The sequence below is a fragment of the Myroides oncorhynchi genome, assembly GCF_020905415.1.
Taxonomy (GTDB): Bacteria; Bacteroidota; Bacteroidia; order Flavobacteriales; family Flavobacteriaceae; genus Flavobacterium; species Flavobacterium oncorhynchi_A.
In genome coordinates, this window is sequence record NZ_JAJJMP010000001.1 from 587,501 (window position 1) to 608,997 (window position 21,497).

Genomic DNA, 21,497 nt, shown 5'->3' on the forward strand with positions numbered 1-21,497 from the left:
TTCTTTTCACCTTTCCCTCACGGTACTGGTTCACTATCGGTCTCTCAGGAGTATTTAGCCTTGGCGGATGGTCCCGCCGGATTCAATCAAGGTTTCACGTGCCCCGACCTACTCAGGATACCACTATTCTTATCTTCTCTTACTTATACGGGACTATCACCCTCTATGGTCTACCTTTCCAAGTAGTTCTAATTCAATCCGCAAGAAATATCGTGGTCCTACAACCCCAAAATTGCCGTAACAACTTTGGTTTGGGCTATTCCGCGTTCGCTCGCCACTACTTGCGGAATCACTTTTGTTTTCTTCTCCTCCGCCTACTTAGATGTTTCAGTTCAGCGGGTTCGCCTCCTTATTGGATACTATGTCTTCAACATAGTGGGTTGCCCCATTCGGATATCTACGGATCAATTCGTGTGTGCCGATCCCCGTAGCTTTTCGCAGCTTATCACGTCCTTCTTCGCCTCTGAGAGCCTAGGCATTCCCCATACGCCCTTATTTTGCTTATGTGCTTACAATTCTTTCGAATCGTACTTTCTATAAATTTTAATATATTTCTATATCTTGTTTGTATTCTTTTCTAACTTTATTTTGTTAGTTAAGTTATCAATATGTCAATGATCGTTTTGGCTTTTAAAGCCTAGTGGAGAATATCGGAGTCGAACCGATGACCTCCTGCGTGCAAGGCAGGCGCTCTAGCCAGCTGAGCTAATCCCCCGTTTTTTCTATCGGTATCACTACCACAAAACGGTTAGCTAACCTCTAGTATTTCCTTTTAATACATAACCTTAAGTATTTAGTAGTCCCGGGCAGACTCGAACTGCCGACCCCTACATTATCAGTGTAGTACTCTAACCAGCTGAGCTACGAGACTCTATACTTATTGTTTGTATCTTTTTTTTTGGTATTAACAGCGAGAGTAAAGTTATTATAATCCTAATTATTCTCTAGAAAGGAGGTGTTCCAGCCGCACCTTCCGGTACGGCTACCTTGTTACGACTTAGCCCTAGTTACCAGTTTTACCCTAGGCAGCTCCTTGCGGTCACCGACTTCAGGTACCCCCAGCTTCCATGGCTTGACGGGCGGTGTGTACAAGGCCCGGGAACGTATTCACCGGATCATGGCTGATATCCGATTACTAGCGATTCCAGCTTCACGGAGTCGAGTTGCAGACTCCGATCCGAACTGAGACAAGCTTTGGAGATTCGCATCCTGTTGCCAGGTAGCTGCTTTCTGTACTTGCCATTGTAGCACGTGTGTAGCCCAGGACGTAAGGGCCGTGATGATTTGACGTCATCCCCACCTTCCTCACGGTTTGCACCGGCAGTCTTGCTAGAGTCCCCGCCTTAACGCGCTGGTAACTAACAATAGGGGTTGCGCTCGTTATAGGACTTAACCTGACACCTCACGGCACGAGCTGACGACAACCATGCAGCACCTTGTAAATTGTCCGAAGAAAAATCTGTTTCCAAATCTGTCAATCTACATTTAAGCCCTGGTAAGGTTCCTCGCGTATCATCGAATTAAACCACATGCTCCACCGCTTGTGCGGGCCCCCGTCAATTCCTTTGAGTTTCATTCTTGCGAACGTACTCCCCAGGTGGGATACTTATCACTTTCGCTTAGCCACTCAGACCGAAATCCGAACAGCTAGTATCCATCGTTTACGGCGTGGACTACCAGGGTATCTAATCCTGTTCGCTACCCACGCTTTCGTTCATCAGCGTCAATAAATACGTAGTAACCTGCCTTCGCAATTGGTATTCCATGTAATATCTAAGCATTTCACCGCTACACTACATATTCTAGTTACTTCCATATTATTCAAGCTCTGCAGTATCAATGGCCGTGTCCTAGTTAAGCTAGGAAATTTCACCACTGACTTACAAAGCCGCCTACGAACCCTTTAAACCCAATAATTCCGGATAACGCTCGGATCCTCCGTATTACCGCGGCTGCTGGCACGGAGTTAGCCGATCCTTATTCTTACGGTACCGTCAAGTCTCTACTCGTAGAGAGGTTTCTTCCCGTACAAAAGCAGTTTACAATCCATAGGACCGTCATCCTGCACGCGGCATGGCTGGTTCAGAGTTGCCTCCATTGACCAATATTCCTCACTGCTGCCTCCCGTAGGAGTCTGGTCCGTGTCTCAGTACCAGTGTGGGGGATCTCCCTCTCAGGACCCCTAATCATCGTCGCCTTGGTATGCCGTTACCATACCAACTAGCTAATGATACGCATGCCCATCTTATACCGATAAATCTTTATTATTAATGTGATGCCACATCAATAAACCATGGAGCATTAATCCGAATTTCTTCGGGCTATTCCCCTGTATAAGGTAGGTTGCATACGCGTTACTCACCCGTGCGCCGGTCTCAAAGAAGCAAGCCTCTTCTACCCCTCGACTTGCATGTGTTAGGCCTGCCGCTAGCGTTCATCCTGAGCCAGGATCAAACTCTTCATCGTATATTTTTAATTTCGTAAATTAAAAACTATAATCCAAATCTTGCGATTTGCCTTACTCTCTTATTTGTATGCTGTCAATCCAATATGTCTATGAACGTATTCTTCTATCCTATCTCACTTCTGTTTCAAAGCGAGTGCAAAAGTAAAAAACTTATTTGAATTAGCAAAATTTATTTTGAGAAAATTTAATCCCTCTTTTTCGCTAACCCCTCGTCTTTACTGAAGCGGACTGCAAAGATACTACCTTATTTTATTGTTATCCAAATTTATTTTTATAAATTTTTAAAACTATTTTTAAGTAATACTTGCTTCACTATTTTTATATGATCGTCTGCTTTTCGATCCCTAGTTACCGTGGTAACTACTTCTCTAATGCGGATGCAAAAGTAGCATCTTTTCCTTTACTTGCAAACTTTATATTACCTTTTTTTGAAAGTATTTTATAACTCGCTATTATCCGACGTTTTAGCTAGCAAAGTTTTTTTTGCCTTTGGTAGGTTTCTCTTGTGGATGTGCTTCTGATAGGGGTTTTGATGTTGTAGTCTATATATTATAGTGTACTCTTATATATAGCGAGCTTGTTTTGGTTGCTTTCTATTATATCGCGTCCTGAGGCTGTAATACCTATTGTAGTTAAATATTGAGATTTTAAATTCTTTCTTTACTCTTATATATAGATAGAAATGCGAATACCTCTTATATAACGTGTTTTTGATTCTTTGTACCTTACTTTCTTGTTTTGGGCTGTGTATATTCCTTATTATGTACGTTTATTGTATTGTTTACAGCTACTTTTTTCTGTTAATCTGTTCTATTTTAACCTTCTACCTAGCTTTTGGACAAAAAGTGGTATAGTTTTTTTCGTTCTCATTATGTGTGTTTAAATTTACAACTAATTGTTTTTCAATTATTAATACATATTTCTACTATTTTCCTATAAATTGCCTAATACCTCCTAAGCCCAACAAACATCTACCTCTATACCATCCCCTTCAACATTACCACAAGATTGCTCTGCTAGAAGAGCCTTTTATTGAAAAACTCTTGAAGAAGTGTTGAAGAGGCTGCTGTTCACTAAAGTGCATAAAAAAACCCGAAGCGAATAGCTTCGGGGTCTTATTTAATATATATTGAAGGTAAAAACTATCTGATCGTAATCGTGCAATTAGACAAATCTTCAATTATTGCTAAGGATTCTACGCGGACTCCATGTTCTTCTATCAATTGACGTCCATTTTGAAAAGCTTTCTCAATGATAAAGCCCATTCCTACAAGATTAGCTCCAGACTGTTTGATTAAATCTAATACCCCAACAGCTGCATTACCATAAGCTAAGAAGTCATCTACAAATAACACATTATCCGTAGGTTGTAAGAAATCGCTACTAATCACCACATCATACGTTCTATCTTTCGTAAAAGAGTGAATCTGGGTGTGTAGCATATTCTCCATTGTACTAGGCAACTTCTTTTTTGCAAAAACTACAGGTAAATTCAGAAGATATCCAGTCATAATAGCAGGTGCAATACCACTTGCTTCAATAGTCATAATCTTATTTACATTAGTCCCTGCAAATCTTCGTACGAATTCTACACCTATAGACTTCATTAATACTGGATCCATCTGATGATTAATAAAGCTATCTACTTTTAGTATTCCTCCTTCAAAACATCTACCATCTTGCAAAATTCGTTCTTTTAATAATTCCATATTTGTTGTGTTGTATAATTATAAAGTCAAGAGAAGGTCAGTTCCTCCTACAAAAGTTGCAAGCGAATTTACGGATAATCTACTTATCCTATATTATTGATCAAAAATACTTATCTCATTTTGTTGAAATTATTCTTTAAAGCGATAGCTACTACTATGAAAATCGTCCAATCAATAAATGCACTTGCCCAATATATACCATCAATATCATAATATATAGGTACGACTAACATAATCGGTACATATAACAATAGCTGCCTAGATATAGCTATCATACTAGCAGGTCTCGCATTCTCCACAGATGGGAACCACACCATAGCCATAAAAATAGCAGGTAAGATCAACAATACACTCATATATACTCTAAAATTGACTAACTGGTTTATAGTAAATAACTGATTCGGTATCATTAGAGTCAAAACGTCTTGAGGGAACAGCATTACTAAACACCAAAAAGGTATCAATACAGCTAGACCCGTCCAGGTAAATAAGAGATAAGATTTTTTAGTCCGTACATAATTCTGTACTCCATAGTTCATTCCGGCAACAGGCTGAAGTGCACGCATTAATCCGAATATCGGTGTACATAGCAACAGGTAAAAACGATTAACTACGGTAAAGAATGTAATATCACTATCAGAACCGTACTTCGATAGTGCATTAAATACAACGATATTCTGTATGACGACCATAACCATCATAATCATAGCGGGCATCCCCAGATTAATGACTAGCTTCTGTATCTCGCTATCTTTATGTAAAGACCATATATTAGTCTTAAATGAAGCCTTCGAACGGTGATAATATAAAACTCCTAGTATCGTATATACTAACATAGATACATTAGTAGCCCAAGCTGCACCCATAACTCCCCAGCCAAAAGTAGCTATAAAAATAGGCTTAAGGGCTATGTCAATAACCAAACCTATAGCTATCATAAGAGCTGCAACTTTCATCTTGCCTTCTGCTCTAATCATCATATTAAGTGCTAGTCCGTGTACCCAAAAGAAAGTACCTAACACGATAACCTTATAATACTGTGATGCTAATACGGCAATCTCCCCTCTACCACCCATCAGATATATTAAGTCATCTGTATAGATATAAGCAGGCACCATAAATAAAGCAGAAAAAAGTATACTGAGATAATTAACTGTACCTAGACACTTGGCTAACTTCTGCGTATTCTCAGCGCCTATCCAAATACTGATACCTGCCCCCGCTCCAGTACCTATCAGACTACCGATAGCCTGTCCTATCTGAGCAAGTGGAAAGGCAATCCCAACTGCTGCTAGGGCCTGATCATTAATCAAGCGTCCTACGAATACTCCATCTAAGAAATTATTAAGCCCAAATAGCACCATAGCTACCACGGCAGGCCAAGCCATCTGCCACATTACATTTGGCAGATTACCGTTTAAAATTAATTGTTTTTGTTTATCCATATTTATAAGTGAGTTAATTAATGGTACACACAGATAAACACTATAAACAAGGATTTCAAAATTACACTCTTATAACTTAGTAGCTTTTAAGATGACAAATGGTCTGACCACGGGTTTTCCAAGCTTATCTGTGGTATTCTCCATATATTGCCACTGTTCTATATTATAAAATCCAATGTTGGTCAATAGTCTAATCAGCCACTCTGTCTTATGAAAATGGAACACTTCAGAAGTAACAAAAGGTTGTTTCTGAATAAAATCTTTTTGGATAAAGGCTAACGTAAGTTGTCCCTCTGATTTAAGTATTCTATAAACCTCTTGAAAATACTTATTAGGTTCTTCCCAAAAATATATTGTATTAATGGAAAAGCAATTGTCAATAGACTTGTCTTCAAAAGCAATTTTACCTGAATCATCTCCAAGTCCAAAAACTATTTTATGGAGCTTAATCAATTCCTTATTAAACTCAATAGCTTCACTTAACATCACATCTGACAATTCTATACCACTATAATTAATATTCTTCTCTTTAGAAAACAAATAAGGTAAGTGACGACCATTACCGAATCCTAATTCAAGAATTTGCATCCCTGCCTTAATGTTTAATCGATCAATGGTTTTATAAATCATGTTACTATTAGACGCATACATCGTATTTCCAACTTTGACACCATCATCTCCATTAGGACATCTCAGTTGCTTAGCTAACTCAATATTATCCTGTTGCTCCATATTATATAAATTTTGACCAAAGATAACTATTTAGAATAAATCTTAATAACTATCTTTGTACAAATTTCACTAAAACTACCAAAAGAACTATTACTTCAAAAGGAGTAAACATTACGCTAAACGGATTACTATGGAAATGATTATTAAGGATGCTAAAACAAAAAAGATATTACTAGAAAAAAAATATCAATCTAATACTTCTATATCAAGCAATAGTGAAAAATGTAGAACACTACATATACAACATGATGAGATAGATAATAAAGTAGTGGAATACTATAACGAAGATTCTATTATCATCTTTGGGACAATGGATATCAAAAAAGATATCTATGTAGATATGTACGCTGATGAACCTGTCTATGAAATGCACTTCTGTATGAATGGTCATTCAGCTTTTAACTCACCTAGTACTACGATAGACTTTAGCAAAAACGAACATAACCTATATGCGTATAAAGAACTACAAGGACATTTCAAACAACATGAAAACACAAACGAATATCTAGAAGTAATCTTTAACAATGACTATATAGAACAATTGCTCGATAACTATCAGGCATTACGGCCTGCTATAGGAAGAAGAAAAGACCACCTATTCAGACACAATGCAAGTGTGACTAGGGAAATGAGTAGCTTAATAATGGAACTGTATAACACTAATAGAATAGGTGTAATGAAACAGATGTATCTCGATATTAAGTCTAAAGAGCTACTATTACTCCAAATCGAACAATACATTCTCACTAACACAATGTCTACAACTGCTAAAATATCTGTTACTGACAAAAGTAAGCTAGCAGAGGCTAAAGAAATAATAGAACAGCACTTCCAAAATCCGTTAAGTTTAATACAACTAGCAAAAAGAGTTGGATTAAATGATTATAAGTTAAAGAAGGGATTTAAGGAGGAGTATAATACCACTGTATTTGGGTATGTGTATCAACTCAGAATGGAGTATGCCCATAAGATGCTCTTAAATACTGATACCCCTATAAAAGAAATAGCTAACTACTGTGGATATGAATATGTACAACACTTCACTACAGCATTTAAACGAATGTATAATATACCCCCTGCACTGTATAGAAAGCAATAATTCACTTCACTTTATAAAAATGAGAACCAACTATTCTTATCCAATTTCTTCTTCATAGGGCGAATATACATCTTCTCAAAAGCCTTTAACACAGTAGAAGGATACTCTTTTAGAACAACATCTAACGTGTCATCAGGAGGATACCCCTCTAAAGAGTCATAAAGTTCCTCTAATACAAGTTTACTAAATTTCTCATTATTGGGATCTGCGACAATATAAAATCTAGCAAAATGAGAGGAATACCTAATAGTATTATTTAACGTAATGTTACTAACGTCAAACCATGCACCATACTTAGTAATTCCGTTAGGTGATTCGTAAAAAACGCCCCTCTCCTTATCTAGAACAATAGATTCATACTTATATTCTTTGCGTCGTTCATTCATTTTATCCACTCTCTCCTGCTCCACTTCATTAAGACTAGCTACCGTCTCTGATAGCGTTGCCTTAAAGATGTACTCTCTATCGGTAATATTATATGCAACCCTATAACTAGGCCGCTGAGTAGTAGCTATGAAAGAAAAGATAGAAAGACAGACAATACCGCACTTTAAATATCTATTAGAATATAAATACTCTGATCTAGAGAAAATAAAATAAGATAGAGGAATACTTAGCAGAGCCATATAGTCAGTATAATCAATCACCCGATAAACCGGTATACCAAAAGAATGTAACCAACCTAAAATAGGAGAAAACCACGCACTCTTAAACCACAAAAAGAATATAGCAGTAAGTATATGTATCTCCTTAGTAAAACGAGGAAAGAAATAAGACCAAAAAAACGGGAATACAAATAAACCTGCAAAATCTGAAAGTTTGCCCGTTATAGTATTAGAGAAATACTGCTTTAACCAAAGATCATTCAACACTAGTACTAGTAAACTAATGATGAAGAAGGGATTAAAGATTTTATTAGATTGGAACTTTAGAAACATACTTTTAACTTTATAGCAAACTAAGTTAATAAAAAAACCCCAAGAGCGACAATCTCGGGGTTTTCTAACAAAAATAAACTAACAACTCAATAAACAACAAATACTGAAAGTACTGATGATTACATTGAATCAAAACATAACTTGCGACAACAAATTGTTATGTAATATTATAAACTATCTCAATAGACTATATTCGAATTTTGGGTATCCACGCTCTCCTTTATCATTCATAAAGCTTAAGACACGCATTTTATAGAAGTTTCCTTTAGCATCTTTAATTACATAAAAGATATTATTAAACAACTTCTTATCATTAGCAACATCTCTCCAAGTACCACCAATAGTACGTAGGTCTAGTGACAATAATGACTGATCTACATCAGCTAAAGCAAAAGACTTGTACATTGTTTTATCTTTAGCAGGAATAGTAACCTTATATGCGGTAACACCACCGTAACGGTTATTCACAATAAAATCAGAGAAACCATACGATCCCTTAGGATCACCTTGTTGGTCAACAGTATTCGTAAAAACAGTAAAGTTCAAATCCCACTTTTTCTTAGTTGGTTCTACGTCAACAATACTATTATTATCAAAACTAAAGAACGCAAAATTATAAACAGGATTCTTCTCTATATAAACTTCTTTATGAGTAGTATCATTAAGATTAGCATATTGTAACAAATAACCATTCTCTTTACGTAATACTCTTATCTTCTTCCATCCTCTAGTTTCTCCAGCTACACTTACGGAACCTGGAGATACATTATTACTACCTGGTTTAAACCCTAGATTAACTAAATATACCTTATTATCAAAATCATTTAGTTTAATCTCATTAATAGCAGTAGATTCAATAAATCCTGAAGGGTAATCTATATATGCGACATTACTAGCTTCAAATGTTCCAATTTGAACCTTTTGTTTTAAATCAGAAACATCACTCTCTTTAACTTTATCTATATCTATCGAAGAAATAGAGCCAGTGGCCATATAAATAGATCCGTTTAGCTTCACACGGAAATCTTTATCAGAGTAAAATGCTAAATCCCAAGAATCACGTTGCACAGCATACATCGCTTTACCACCTAGATCTACATATACTTGTTTTGGTTGACTAGGCCCTCCTATCTCAGGTGTTAGTACTCCTCCGATAGCTGTATCGAAACTAACTACCATCACATTATAACCTCGAACTTTAGCTTCTTTAGCAGAATAATTTACTTTAACGATATCAAACTGAACCGTCTTATCTGTTCGATCATAAGGATAAATCAAGTTTTTAAATAAAAAAGACACATCCTTAGCTCCTTTAATAAAAGGTACAGTAACAATACTCTCCTTAGCACTAGGCACAGTACTAAAGTCAACATCATATATCGCTTTAGTAGGAGTAAGACGTAACTCCACACTACCATCTGATAGTGCAGGCTCAGAAAAAACAATCTTAAGTTCCTTACTATCTTTTATCTCACTATAACTTATAGACTGCTCATCAAAAGCAACTATGAATTCCTTTGTCCCATTATTACCATTCTTAGAATCCTTTTCGCATGAGGTCAACATGAAAAAAGAAGAAAGAACTAATCCTATATGTAATAAATACTTCATCATTATTAAAAACCTAATTTATACTGTAATTTCAAAAAGAAACTACGTCCATAACCTAACTGCTGAGTAGCGTTTCCAGTACTATGCGCCGTACCAGAACTAGTCGTAGAAGTAAGTGATAATACATCAAACATATTACGTACACCTACAGTAGCAAAAAGCATATTCTTAAAGAAAGGATGACGAATACTGAAATCCATCCAAGAGTAACTCTGTTGTTTCCCTTTAATATAGTATTCACCAAACATATCTGTTTCCATCTTATATCTATACTCTTCTCCATTATACTTATAATATAATGAAAAAGTAGTTCCTGTAGAAGGTAACTTATAACTAATATTAGCTGTTACCTCAGGAGTATACAAGAACTTATCAGTATCACCAGGAGCTCCATAAATCTGTTGAGCTGAACCTGAATAAGTAAATCCTAACCCTACATCCAATGTCTTCCAACGCATTTGATTTAAAAATGTAACACCTACATTGCGATAACGGTTTACATTTTCATATTTAAACTTTAAACCATCAGGATCAATAACCTGTATCTGATCTATTTTATCTTGAATATTTAGATAACGTCCAGTAAGATTCGTACTAAACTCAAAGTCATCTGTAAACTCAAAAGTCTTTTTTACATTCAAGAAAAAAGTCTTTCCGCTTTCTGGATTTAAATCAGGATTACCTTGTAAGTCATGATTAACATCCACAAAATACGTGTACAATTCCTCATAATTAGGTAAACGTGGAGAAGTACCAATAGTAGCTCTGACTTCATAATCATAAGGCAACACATACTTTAGCATTAAGCTCATCGCATGCTGACTATCAAATGTATTAGATGTCATTAAACGATATCCTGGTCTAATCATAAAATTAGGTAATACATTAATCTCTGAAGACGCATAAAAATCATAACTTCCTAGAGACTTGTTCTGAGGAGACTCCCCTAGTGATTCACTCATTAATGAATACCCCTTGCTATTAGCCACTTCATAACCTACTTGGAACTTAGCTTTCTCCCACTTAATAAAGTCACTAAAAGTTCCTCTAGAGAAAAACACCTCTCTACTCTCACTTTTATAAGAATTCCTATCAAACTTCTCATCATACTTAATGCGGTAACGATAGAAATCAATATCACGCTCTTGCTTCTGATAAGTAAAAGACAAATCAAAACGAAGAATATCTTTTAGATTTCCCGAAGTATTTAAAATATTCGCCCAGCGTTTAGTATTGACTATTCTATCTTTCGCTATAGGATCTATCGTTTCAAAAACAGGGTCTTCATTCATGTCAAAAGTCTTAGCATAATCTTTCATCCTTTCGTCAAAATACTCGAACTTATAAAAAACTCTATATGACTTATGATGATAATTTAAAAGAGCTTTTACATTATTCTGGTTTTTCGGTAACCATTCATGGCCACGTTTATTCTCATCACCAAAATATGTAAATCCTTTTTTATCATTATACCAACCTTTAAAATCATTATGTGTATAACTTACACTTGCATATAAATTATCATTTATATTATGTCCTAAAGTTAGTCCTTGTACATGTTTACCTTTATTCTTTAGATTATATTCATTCCCCACAGTCTCTTCTTGCGTAAAGAAATTTACATTCCAGTCATGTAGGTTATTTTTCTTAGTAATGATATTAATAATTCCAGTAACCGCATTAGCACCATAGTCTACTCCCATAGCCCCTTCTACAATCTCAACTTGTTCGATATCGTCTAAGTTTATCTGTGTCAAATCTGTATTATTTCCAATACCTTCATCAGAAATCATAGGAACATTATCAATTAGGATAGTAAAATACTGTGCATCCAAACCAAACATTTTAACTGAAGATCTACCAGTACCAGCGTTAGGTAGAATAGATATATTCATTACTTGATTCAAAGCATCAGCTAATGTTACCGCACCTAAATTTTCTAAACGTTGTCTATTTAAAACTGTAACATTATTAACCGCTTTATTAATAGACTGTGGACTAAATTGTCCTGATATTACGATTTCTCCTAGATTAGAATTCGGTGGCGTTATCGTATCATGTACTTGTGCCATTGTTAATATAGGCATTACACAAAAAGCACCAAATACTAATATGTTATTACGCTTCATTTATCTGTTTTATTTATTTAGATAGATTCTTGATTGCAAATATAAATAAATATATTATTTAAATTGATTTTAAATAATATATTTAAAAATAAAAAAACGAAGACAAAGCTTCGTTTTTGATAAGGGTGCAAATATACGCTATTTTTTTGGTAAGAAAACTTCTGCCATCATACATCTAGCACTACCTCCACCACAAGCTTCGATAGTATCTAGACTACTATGTAGTATAGGACAATGTTTTTCAATAACTTTAATCTGATTTGCATCTAGACTATTATAAGCTTGAGTAGACATCACTAAATAACGTTGATCATTAGCTCCTCTCACTTGCAACATATTCCCTGCAAAGTTATTAACCTGATCTTCTGTAATGGTAATAATTTCTTTACCACTACTTTTTAAACTATTTAAAACAGTCTTTCTTTCTTGTTTATCATCAATACAATCTGCACAGATAACTGCAAATGTCTCAGCTAAACACATCATTACATTAGTATGATAGATATGTTTTCTCTCACCATCAACAGTTTGATAAGCTTCAAAAATAACAGGGTCATTTTCAAAATCCTCACAGAACTCAATTACTAAGCCTTCATCTGCACGAGGTGAAAGTGCACAATACGTTTTTTCATTAGCTCTATCTAACAATAAACTACCTGTACCTTCTAAGAATAATTCATCTTCTTCTGCTGAAGTATAGTCCCAAATATCATCATTTACTTCAAATCCTTCATTCTCTAAGATTTCGAATATATCTTCTCTTCTTTCTAATCTACGATTCTTTGCAAACATAGGGTAAAGAACTACTTCTCCTGATTCGTGAAAAGAGATCCAATTATTAGGAAAAATACTATCTGGTGTATCAGGACTAAGCGTGTCTTCAACAACAATAACATTCACTCCTACTCCTCTAAGCTTTTCAACAAAAGCATCAAACTCTTGTTGTGCTTTAGCATTAACTGTAGCAGGTGTAGTGTTATCAAGAACTTTTTGATAAAAATTATTAACTGCTGTTTGTTCATTCATACGAAACGCCACAGGACGAATCATTAGTATGGTATTAGTTGTTTGATTCATATCTTATATTTTAATCGCGTATCAAAGGTAGTGTAGAACATCTTAATAATCCCTCTTGTTTAGCAATTTCTGCGTAAGGTATTTCTTCTACTGTAAAATTATTTCCTCTTAGCCAATTATTCAATCTAGTAAAGTTTCGTTCAGAGACAACAACTTCAGGACTTATCGAAAATACATTTGAAAACATATGATACATTTCTTCTCTTTCAATGTGGAATAAATTGTCTTTACCGAAAAGTTCTACTAAGCCATAGTACTCCTTTTCATCGTAAAAGCCACCTTTATATATAATTCCCTTGTTATTTCCAACGGGTTGAAAACAACAGTCTAAATGTAGAGCATTATCGCGTGGCTCAGTTTTAGATTTAACTAAGTCAAATGAAAGTACTTTTTTATTTGGGAATAATTCTTTAATAAAATCAACTCCTAGTTGATTTGTTCTTGCTGTAATATAATTTTTGTAATCAGGACGTTTATACGTTCCGATTAAAATGTAGTCATTCCATAACATTACATCTCCACCTTCAAAATGTATTTCTTCAGGAGCTGATATAATAGAATTTGGATTGATCTGATCTAAGACATATTGGATTGCTTCTAATTCGCGATCCCTATCTGGAAGAATATTAGCTTTAATAAATTTGTCTTCAATAACAAATCCAATATCGCGAGTAAAGATTTGATTATAATCTTCAATTAAGTCAGGTCTAAAGACCTGTACATCGTATTTTTCAAATACTTTATTAAAAGCATCCATTTCCTTAATCATATCAACTTCTAGAGGATAAGTACCCGCTATAATGTGCTCTAATGATTTAGGATCGTATGCTTCATCTACTGTAGGTGTGGGTCCGATACTATTAGCTGTACCAAGGACCACAGCCCGCAATCTTGAAGTTTCGTTATTTACATTTAACTTAAGCATAATTTGTGATTTTCTACAAATATAGTAAAATACTCATCACTCCTAATCTAACTACTGCGTAAATACAATAAAAAAAGGCATCACTAATTGATGCCTTTTTTTTATAAAAATATACTATTTTCTATCTTTCATTGGAACGAAAGTTCTTAACCCTTCACCAATATATAACTGTCTAGGACGTCCTATTGGTTCTTTGTTAATCCTCATTTCTTTCCATTGAGCAATCCATCCTGGTAAACGTCCAATAGCGAACATTACAGTAAACATCTCTGTTGGAATTCCTAATGCTCTATAAATAATACCTGAATAGAAATCTACGTTAGGATATAAGTGTCTTTCAACGAAATAAGGATCTTTTAATGCAGCTTCCTCCAATTTTTTAGCGATATCTAATACAGGATCATCAACACCTAATTTACAAAGCACTTCATCAGCAGCTTTTTTAATAATACGTGCTCTAGGATCAAAGTTTTTATACACCCTGTGTCCGAATCCCATTAAACGGAAAGAATCATCTTTATCCTTCGCTTTATTTAAATACTTTTCTACATCCCCACCATCATTTTGAATAGCTTCTAACATCTCTAATACCGCTTGATTAGCACCACCATGTAATGGTCCCCACAACGCTGAAACACCTGCAGAAATAGAAGCAAACAAACCTGCATGAGAAGATCCTACAATACGTACAGTAGAAGTAGAACAGTTTTGCTCATGGTCTGCGTGTAGAATAAATAATTTATCAATTGCATTCTTTATCACCGGGTCAATCTCGTAAGGAGATGTTGGCAAAGCAAACATTAATCTCAAGAAATTATCAACATAACTCTTAGTGTTATCGTAGTAATTTAGAGGGAATCCTTTAGCTTTTCTGTACGTCCAAGTAGCAATTACTAAGAATTTACTCATTGTCTTACACACAGCTTCATATAAATCTTTTTGACAATCAGCATCGACAACTTTAGGGTTAAATGCAGTTAAAGCACTAGTCAAAGAAGCCAACACTCCCATTGGGTGAGCTGTTTTAGGGAAACCATCAATGATATTCTTCATTTCTTCATTAACTAATGAATATTTTCTGATATCATTTTCAAATTTCTCTAATTGTTCCTGAGTAGGTAATTCACCAAAAATAATTAGATAAGATACTTCTAAAAAGTTAGAATTCTCTGCTAAATCTTCAATAGAATAACCTCTGTATCTCAAGATTCCTTCTTCTCCATCTAAGAATGTAATTGCACTTTTACATGAACCTGAATTTTTGTAACCTGGATCGTATGTAATAGCGCCAGTTAAAGAGCGTAATTTTAAAATATCAATTGCTACTTCATTCTCAGTACCAACTAACACAGGAAACTCGTGTCTTACACCGTCAACTTCTATATAAGCTGTTTTAGACATATTGTTGTTTTTTTATTTTATACAAGTTTTATATGCTACTTATTTAAAATTCTCAATAGCATTTCAGTAGGAAAGATAGGAATTATTATGCATACATACAAGTTATATGGCAAAACAAAACATTAAATAGCATCATAAAAAATCCTTTTGCATTCAAACAAAACGAATGAAAAAATATGACTACTAAAATTACCATATAAACACTAAAATAGTTAAATATTAAAAATTAACTCAATCACCCCTAACAGTTAAAAACAGGAAAATTCAATCTTAAACTGTAGATATTGATTTCCACCAATAAAAAAGCGGTAGATATCAATGATATCTACCGCTTAAATCTTAATCAATATGCTTATCTCTTAATTTTAAATGCGCTGCCTTGAGGGTAATAAGCAATATCGCCTAATTCTTCCTCAATTCTCAATAGTTGATTATACTTAGCCATACGATCAGATCTAGAAGCAGAACCAGTCTTAATCTGCCCACAATTCAATGCTACAGCTAGATCAGCAATAGTACTATCTTCAGTTTCACCAGATCTATGAGACATTACAGAAGTAAATCCAGCATTCTTAGCCATATTTACAGCAGCAATTGTTTCTGTTAAAGTACCTATCTGATTTACCTTAATTAGAATAGAATTACCTATTCCTTCATTAACTCCTCTTTCTAATCTAGCTACATTTGTAACAAATAAATCATCTCCAACTAATTGTACCTTATCTCCTATCTTATCAGTTAAATATTTCCATCCATCCCAATCATCTTCATACATACCATCTTCGATTGAGATAATAGGATACTTACTAGCAAGATCTGCTAGATAATCAGCTTGTTCTTGAGATGTACGTATTTTACCTAGTTCACCTTCAAACTTAGTATAATCATACTTACCATCTACATAGAACTCAGATGCAGCACAATCTAAAGCAATCATAATTTCATCACCAAATCTATATCCAGCATTTTCAACTGCTAATTTAATAGAGTCTAATGCATCTTCTGTTCCTTTTAAAGTAGGCGCAAATCCTCCTTCATCCCCAACAGCTGTACTCAAACCACGTTCATGTAACACTTTCTTTAAATGATGAAAAATTTCGGTTCCCATTTGCATTGCATGACTAAAAGTGATTGCCTTAACAGGCATAATCATAAACTCTTGAAAGGCAATAGGAGCATCTGAATGAGATCCACCATTTATAATATTCATCATAGGAACAGGTAACGTATTAGCAGAAACCCCCCCTACATAACGATACAAAGGCATACCAAGCTCTGCAGCTGCAGCTCTAGCTACTGCTAAAGAAACACCTAAAATAGCATTTGCCCCTAAATTACCTTTATTACTTGTACCATCCAATTCAATCATTAATTGATCTATTGTATTTTGTTCAAAAACACTAACACCAACTACATGCTCAGAAATAATGCTATTTACATTTTCAACAGCTTTTAAAACTCCTTTCCCAAAGAAAGCTTTACCACCATCTCGTAATTCAACAGCTTCATGTTCACCAGTTGAAGCTCCAGATGGAACAGCTGCACGACCTAACGTACCATTTTCTGTAATTACATCTACTTCAACAGTAGGGTTACCTCTCGAATCTAATATCTGACGTGCGTGCACACTAATAATTGTACTCATAAATTGTGTCTTAAAAATTTAGTATAACAAATTTACAACTTTAATTCTACCTAAATAAATAACAGAAGGAATAAAATTAACATATATAGTAAAGGAACTACTAAATAGTTCCTTCCAATTTTCTCATATTCTCAACAAAATTATCAAATAAATAACGTGAATCATGTGGCCCTGGACTAGATTCCGGATGATATTGTACAGAGAACACATCCCTATCTTTCATCTTCATTCCTGCGACAGTTCCATCGTTTAAATGCACATGAGTTAACTCCAAATTACTATGATTAGATAATTCTTCTTTATTAATAGCAAATCCATGATTTTGCGAAGTAATTTCTCCTTGAGTAGACCCTAAGTTCATGACTGGATGATTAACTCCACGATGTCCACTAAACATCTTAAAAGTACTAACACCTTGAGATAATCCAATCAATTGATGTCCTAAACAAATACCAAATACTGGTATACCTGATTCTAAAACTTTATCCACAGTATCTAAAACACCTAACCTAGCTAAAGCCGAAGGATCACCAGGCCCATTAGACAAAAAGTAACCATTTGCATTAAATTCCTTTAATTGCTCGTAAGAAACATTATAAGGAAAAACCTTTACATAACAATCTCTTTCTTCAAAACAACGCAAGATATTAGTTTTAATACCAAAGTCTATTGCTGCTACTTTAAAAGTAGCATTAGGATTTCCAAAGAAATATGCTTCTTTCGTTGATACCTTAGAAGACAACTCTAATCCATCCATTGAAGGAACTTGATTGAGTAAAGATTTTAACTCATCAATAGATTTACCATCGGTTGATATAATAGCATTCATAGCTCCATTATCTCTAATATGAGCTGTTAAAGCACGTGTGTCAACATCAGAAATTGCAATAAGATTAGCTTCCTGCAAATAAATTAACAAATCAGAATCTGAATCAGGACGAGAATGATAAAAACTAAAGTTCTTACATACTAATCCAGCAATCTTAATGCTATTAGAATCTACTTCATCCTTGTTAACACCATAGTTACCTAAATGAGCAGTAGTTGATAACATAATCTGACCAAAATAAGAAGGGTCAGTGAAAATCTCTTGATAACCAGTCATTCCTGTATTAAAACAAATTTCACCAACAGCAGTACCTTCGATACCTACTGATTTACCAAAAAAAACAGTACCATCCTTTAAAACTATAACTGCTTTTTTTCTTTCTATATACTCCATTATAATTGTTGTGTTGTATTTAAACTATTGCAAAATTAAAAAAAAAAGGACATCCTTAAAAAGGGTGTCCTTAATTTTATAAATAAACAAAATAAATTTTGTTGATATTATTCATTAGATGCAGATTCAGTTTCAGTTGTTTCTGTTGCAGAAACCTCAGTAACTTTCTTTTTACCTCTACGAGTAGAAGATTTTTTAGCCTCTTTTTTAGCAACATTATAAATTTCGTTGAAATCAACTAATTCAATCATTGCCATATCAGCGTTATCTCCTAAACGATTCCCTAATTTAATAATACGAGTATATCCACCTGGACGATCTCCTACTTTTTGAGCAACTTCTCTAAAAAGCTCAGTAACAGCGTCTTTGTCTCTTAAATAAGAAAACACAACACGACGGTTATGAGTATCGTCAGTTTTTGATTTAGTAACTAATGGCTCAATAAACTGCTTTAAAGCCTTAGCCTTAGCAACAGTAGTATTGATACGCTTATGCTCGATTAACGAACAAGCCATATTAGCCAACATAGAATTTCTATGTCCAGCTTTTCTACCTAAGTGATTTATTTTCTTTCCGTGTCTCATTTCTTACTAGAATTTAGACTTCACAGTCTAGTTTATTCTTTATCTAATTTGTATTTTGATAGATCCATCCCGAAATTAAGTCCCTTAACTGCAACCAACTCTTCTAATTCAGATAATGACTTCTTACCGAAGTTTCTAAATTTCATTAAGTCATTTTTGTTAAAAGACACTAAGTCTCCTAATGTATCTACTTCAGCCGCTTTCAAACAATTTAATGCTCTAACTGAAAGATCTAAATCAACTAATTTAGTTTTTAGAAGCTGTCTCATATGTAAAGATTCTTCATCATATGATTCAGTTTGCGCAATCTCATCTGCCTCTAATGTAATTCTCTCATCTGAGAACAACATAAAGTGGTGAATCAAAGTTTTTGCAGCTTCAGTTAATGCATCTTTTGGATGAATAGAACCATCAGTGATAATATCAAAAACTAACTTTTCATAGTCAGTCTTTTGCTCTACACGATAGTTTTCGATAGCATACTTAACATTCTTAACTGGAGTATAAATTGAGTCAGTAAAGATAGTACCAATAGGAGCATTAGGTTTTCTATTCTCTTCTGCTGGTACGTAACCTCTTCCCTTCTCAATAGTAAGATCCATATTAATAGTTACATTACTATCCATATTACAGATAACTAATTCTGGGTTAAGAACTTGAAAACTAGAAATGAATTTTTGAAAATCACCTGCAGTCAACTGTTCCTTTCCTGAGAAAGAGATACTAACAGTTTCATTATCAACATCTTCAATTTGACGTTTAAAACGAACTTGTTTTAGGTTAAGAATGATTTCAGTAACATCCTCAACTACACCAGCGATAGTAGAAAACTCATGATCTACTCCTTCGATACGAACTGAAGTAATAGCATATCCTTCAAGAGAAGAAAGAAGAACTCTTCTTAATGCATTACCTATAGTCAATCCGTATCCCGGTTCTAAAGGTCTAAATTCGAATTTACCTTTAAAATCGGTCGAATCAATCATGATAACTTTATCGGGCTTTTGAAAATTAAATATTGCCATATTTGTTTCGACTGAATGTCAATTATTATTTGTTGTACAACTCTACGATTAACTGTTCTTTGATATTTTCAGGAACTTGAAGTCTTTGAGGTACAGAAACAAAAGTTCCTTCTAATGTTTCAGGATTCCAAGTAATCCATTCATAAACAGCACTAGAATTAGATAATGAACGTTCGATAGTCTCTAGAGATCTTGATTTTTCACGAACAGCAACTTTATCACCAGGTTTCAATTGGTATGAAGGAATATTCACTAATTCCCCATTAACAGTAATATGTCTGTGAGAAACGATTTGACGTGCAGCTCTACGAGATGGAGCAATTCCCATTCTATAAACTACGTTATCTAATCTAGACTCACATAATTGAATTAATACCTCACCAGTAACTCCACGAGCTGCAGCAGCTTTTTTGTATAAGTTACTAAATTGTTTTTCTAAAATACCGTAAGTATATTTAGCTTTTTGTTTTTCTAATAACTGGATAGCATATTCAGATTTCTTACCTCTTTTTCTTGCTAAACCATGTTGCCCTGGAGGGTAATTTCTTTTTTCTAAAGATTTATCATCTCCGAAAATTGCTTCACCGAACCTACGTGCGATTTTTGTTTGTGGACCAGTATATCTTGCCATTTCTAAAAAAATTGAAAAAAGGTAGGGATTATGAATTCAGGTCACTTTCCTCCGATAATCTATTCCTACCTTTGGTTATACTATAAATTAAACTCTTCTTCTCTTTGGAGGACGACATCCATTATGTGGCATTGGAGTAATATCGATAATCTCAGTTACTTCAATTCCACCGTTATGTAAAGATCTGATTGCAGATTCTCTTCCGTTTCCAGGTCCTTTTACATAAACTTTAACTTTCTTTAATCCTGCCTCAAGTGCAACTTTACCGCAATCTTCTGCAGCCATTTGAGCAGCGTATGGTGTGTTCTTTTTAGAACCTCTGAATCCCATTTTACCTGCTGATGACCAAGAAATCACTTCACCTTTTTTATTAGTTAATGAAATGATGATATTGTTAAACGTCGCATTAATATGAGCTTCACCTGTTGACTCAACAAGTACTTTACGTTTTTTTGTATTCGCTTTAGCCATATTACTACTTATTATTTAGTTGCTTTTTTCTTGTTAGCAACAGTTTTTCTTTTACCTTTTCTTGTTCTAGAGTTATTCTTAGTTCTTTGTCCTCTTAATGGAAGACCAGCTCTATGACGAATTCCTCTGTAGCATCCGATATCCATTAAACGCTTGATGTTTAATGAAATCTCTGAGCGTAATTCACCTTCAATTGTGAAATGACCTACAGCTTCACGGATTGCTCCGATCTCGTCATCATTCCAATCTTGAACTTTCTTATCTTCGCTAACTTTAGCTCTTTCTAGAATTTCTTTCGCTCTGCTTGAACCAATTCCGAAAATATAAGTTAAAGCAATAATTCCTCTTTTGTGTTTAGGTATATCTACCCCTGCGATTCTTGCCAT

Annotated in this window: 17 protein-coding genes, 2 tRNA genes and 2 rRNA genes (1 of these 21 cut by a window edge); 1 reads left to right on the plus strand and 20 read right to left on the minus strand. The window is 34.5% G+C overall.

The window, feature by feature from the left end:
• From LNQ81_RS02535 to LNQ81_RS02565, 7 genes are all read right to left on the minus strand, one after another.
• Window positions 1-507 (minus strand): 23S ribosomal RNA (locus LNQ81_RS02535) (it extends 2,388 nt beyond the left edge of the window).
• Window positions 508-641: 134 nt separating this feature from the next.
• Window positions 642-715: transfer RNA gene (locus LNQ81_RS02540), tRNA-Ala, on the minus strand.
• An 82-nt stretch (window positions 716-797) separates the two neighbouring features.
• Window positions 798-871 (minus strand) — tRNA-Ile (locus LNQ81_RS02545).
• Window positions 872-948: 77 nt separating this feature from the next.
• Window positions 949-2,466: ribosomal RNA gene (locus LNQ81_RS02550) — 16S ribosomal RNA — on the minus strand.
• The 16S and 23S rRNA genes sit together here with 2 tRNA genes alongside, the layout of an rRNA operon.
• 1,143 nt (window positions 2,467-3,609) lie before the next feature.
• Window positions 3,610-4,176: a xanthine phosphoribosyltransferase gene (xpt, locus tag LNQ81_RS02555; protein ID WP_229944605.1), complete on the minus strand. Its 567-nt coding sequence runs from the start codon at window positions 4,174-4,176 to the stop codon at window positions 3,610-3,612.
• A 110-nt stretch (window positions 4,177-4,286) separates the two neighbouring features.
• Complete coding sequence (locus LNQ81_RS02560; RefSeq protein ID WP_229944607.1) at window positions 4,287-5,621, minus strand: MATE family efflux transporter; 1,335 nt, start codon at window positions 5,619-5,621, stop codon at window positions 4,287-4,289.
• A 69-nt stretch (window positions 5,622-5,690) separates the two neighbouring features.
• The gene (locus LNQ81_RS02565; RefSeq protein ID WP_229944609.1) at window positions 5,691-6,353 is read right to left on the minus strand and encodes a class I SAM-dependent methyltransferase; all 663 of its coding nucleotides are present in this window, start codon (window positions 6,351-6,353) and stop codon (window positions 5,691-5,693) included.
• A gap of 130 nt (window positions 6,354-6,483) precedes the next feature.
• On the opposite strand from LNQ81_RS02565, the gene LNQ81_RS02570 reads away from it, so the two are divergent.
• Entirely contained in the window at window positions 6,484-7,452 is a 969-nt protein-coding gene (locus LNQ81_RS02570) for a helix-turn-helix transcriptional regulator (protein ID WP_229944610.1), read from the plus strand.
• Window positions 7,453-7,463: 11 nt separating this feature from the next.
• Here LNQ81_RS02570 and LNQ81_RS02575 read toward each other — a convergent pair whose 3' ends face one another.
• From LNQ81_RS02575 to rpsM, 13 genes are all read right to left on the minus strand, one after another.
• Complete coding sequence (locus tag LNQ81_RS02575; RefSeq protein WP_229944612.1) at window positions 7,464-8,390, minus strand: hypothetical protein; 927 nt, start codon at window positions 8,388-8,390, stop codon at window positions 7,464-7,466.
• A gap of 174 nt (window positions 8,391-8,564) precedes the next feature.
• A complete protein-coding gene (locus tag LNQ81_RS02580) occupies window positions 8,565-10,004 on the minus strand; it encodes an HmuY family protein (RefSeq protein ID WP_229944614.1) in 1,440 nt (479 codons plus the stop codon).
• A 2-nt stretch (window positions 10,005-10,006) separates the two neighbouring features.
• Window positions 10,007-12,130, minus strand: coding sequence for a TonB-dependent receptor plug domain-containing protein (locus LNQ81_RS02585; protein ID WP_229944616.1), 2,124 nt, complete (start codon window positions 12,128-12,130; stop codon window positions 10,007-10,009).
• Between the two features lie 138 nt (window positions 12,131-12,268).
• Window positions 12,269-13,207, minus strand: coding sequence for a citrulline utilization hydrolase CtlX (gene ctlX / locus LNQ81_RS02590; protein WP_229944617.1), 939 nt, complete (start codon window positions 13,205-13,207; stop codon window positions 12,269-12,271).
• A 10-nt stretch (window positions 13,208-13,217) separates the two neighbouring features.
• Window positions 13,218-14,132: a dimethylarginine dimethylaminohydrolase family protein gene (locus LNQ81_RS02595; protein ID WP_229944618.1), complete on the minus strand. Its 915-nt coding sequence runs from the start codon at window positions 14,130-14,132 to the stop codon at window positions 13,218-13,220.
• 114 nt (window positions 14,133-14,246) lie between these two features.
• Window positions 14,247-15,533: a citrate synthase gene (locus tag LNQ81_RS02600; protein WP_229944619.1), complete on the minus strand. Its 1,287-nt coding sequence runs from the start codon at window positions 15,531-15,533 to the stop codon at window positions 14,247-14,249.
• A gap of 352 nt (window positions 15,534-15,885) precedes the next feature.
• On the minus strand, window positions 15,886-17,178 hold the full coding sequence (gene eno, locus LNQ81_RS02605) for a phosphopyruvate hydratase (protein WP_229944620.1): 1,293 nt from the start codon (window positions 17,176-17,178) through the stop codon (window positions 15,886-15,888).
• Window positions 17,179-17,278: 100 nt separating this feature from the next.
• Complete coding sequence (gene carA / locus LNQ81_RS02610; protein ID WP_229944622.1) at window positions 17,279-18,400, minus strand: glutamine-hydrolyzing carbamoyl-phosphate synthase small subunit; 1,122 nt, start codon at window positions 18,398-18,400, stop codon at window positions 17,279-17,281.
• Window positions 18,401-18,507: 107 nt separating this feature from the next.
• Window positions 18,508-18,984: a 50S ribosomal protein L17 gene (gene rplQ / locus LNQ81_RS02615; RefSeq protein WP_229944623.1), complete on the minus strand. Its 477-nt coding sequence runs from the start codon at window positions 18,982-18,984 to the stop codon at window positions 18,508-18,510.
• Between the two features lie 32 nt (window positions 18,985-19,016).
• On the minus strand, window positions 19,017-20,009 hold the full coding sequence (locus tag LNQ81_RS02620; protein ID WP_229944625.1) for a DNA-directed RNA polymerase subunit alpha: 993 nt from the start codon (window positions 20,007-20,009) through the stop codon (window positions 19,017-19,019).
• Between the two features lie 25 nt (window positions 20,010-20,034).
• Entirely contained in the window at window positions 20,035-20,640 is a 606-nt protein-coding gene (gene rpsD / locus LNQ81_RS02625) for a 30S ribosomal protein S4 (RefSeq protein WP_229944626.1), read from the minus strand.
• Between the two features lie 87 nt (window positions 20,641-20,727).
• Window positions 20,728-21,111 (minus strand): 30S ribosomal protein S11, encoded by a 384-nt coding sequence (gene rpsK, locus LNQ81_RS02630; protein WP_006259473.1) that lies wholly within the window; start codon window positions 21,109-21,111, stop codon window positions 20,728-20,730.
• 11 nt (window positions 21,112-21,122) lie between these two features.
• The gene (rpsM, locus tag LNQ81_RS02635) at window positions 21,123-21,497 is read right to left on the minus strand and encodes a 30S ribosomal protein S13 (protein WP_229944628.1); all 375 of its coding nucleotides are present in this window, start codon (window positions 21,495-21,497) and stop codon (window positions 21,123-21,125) included.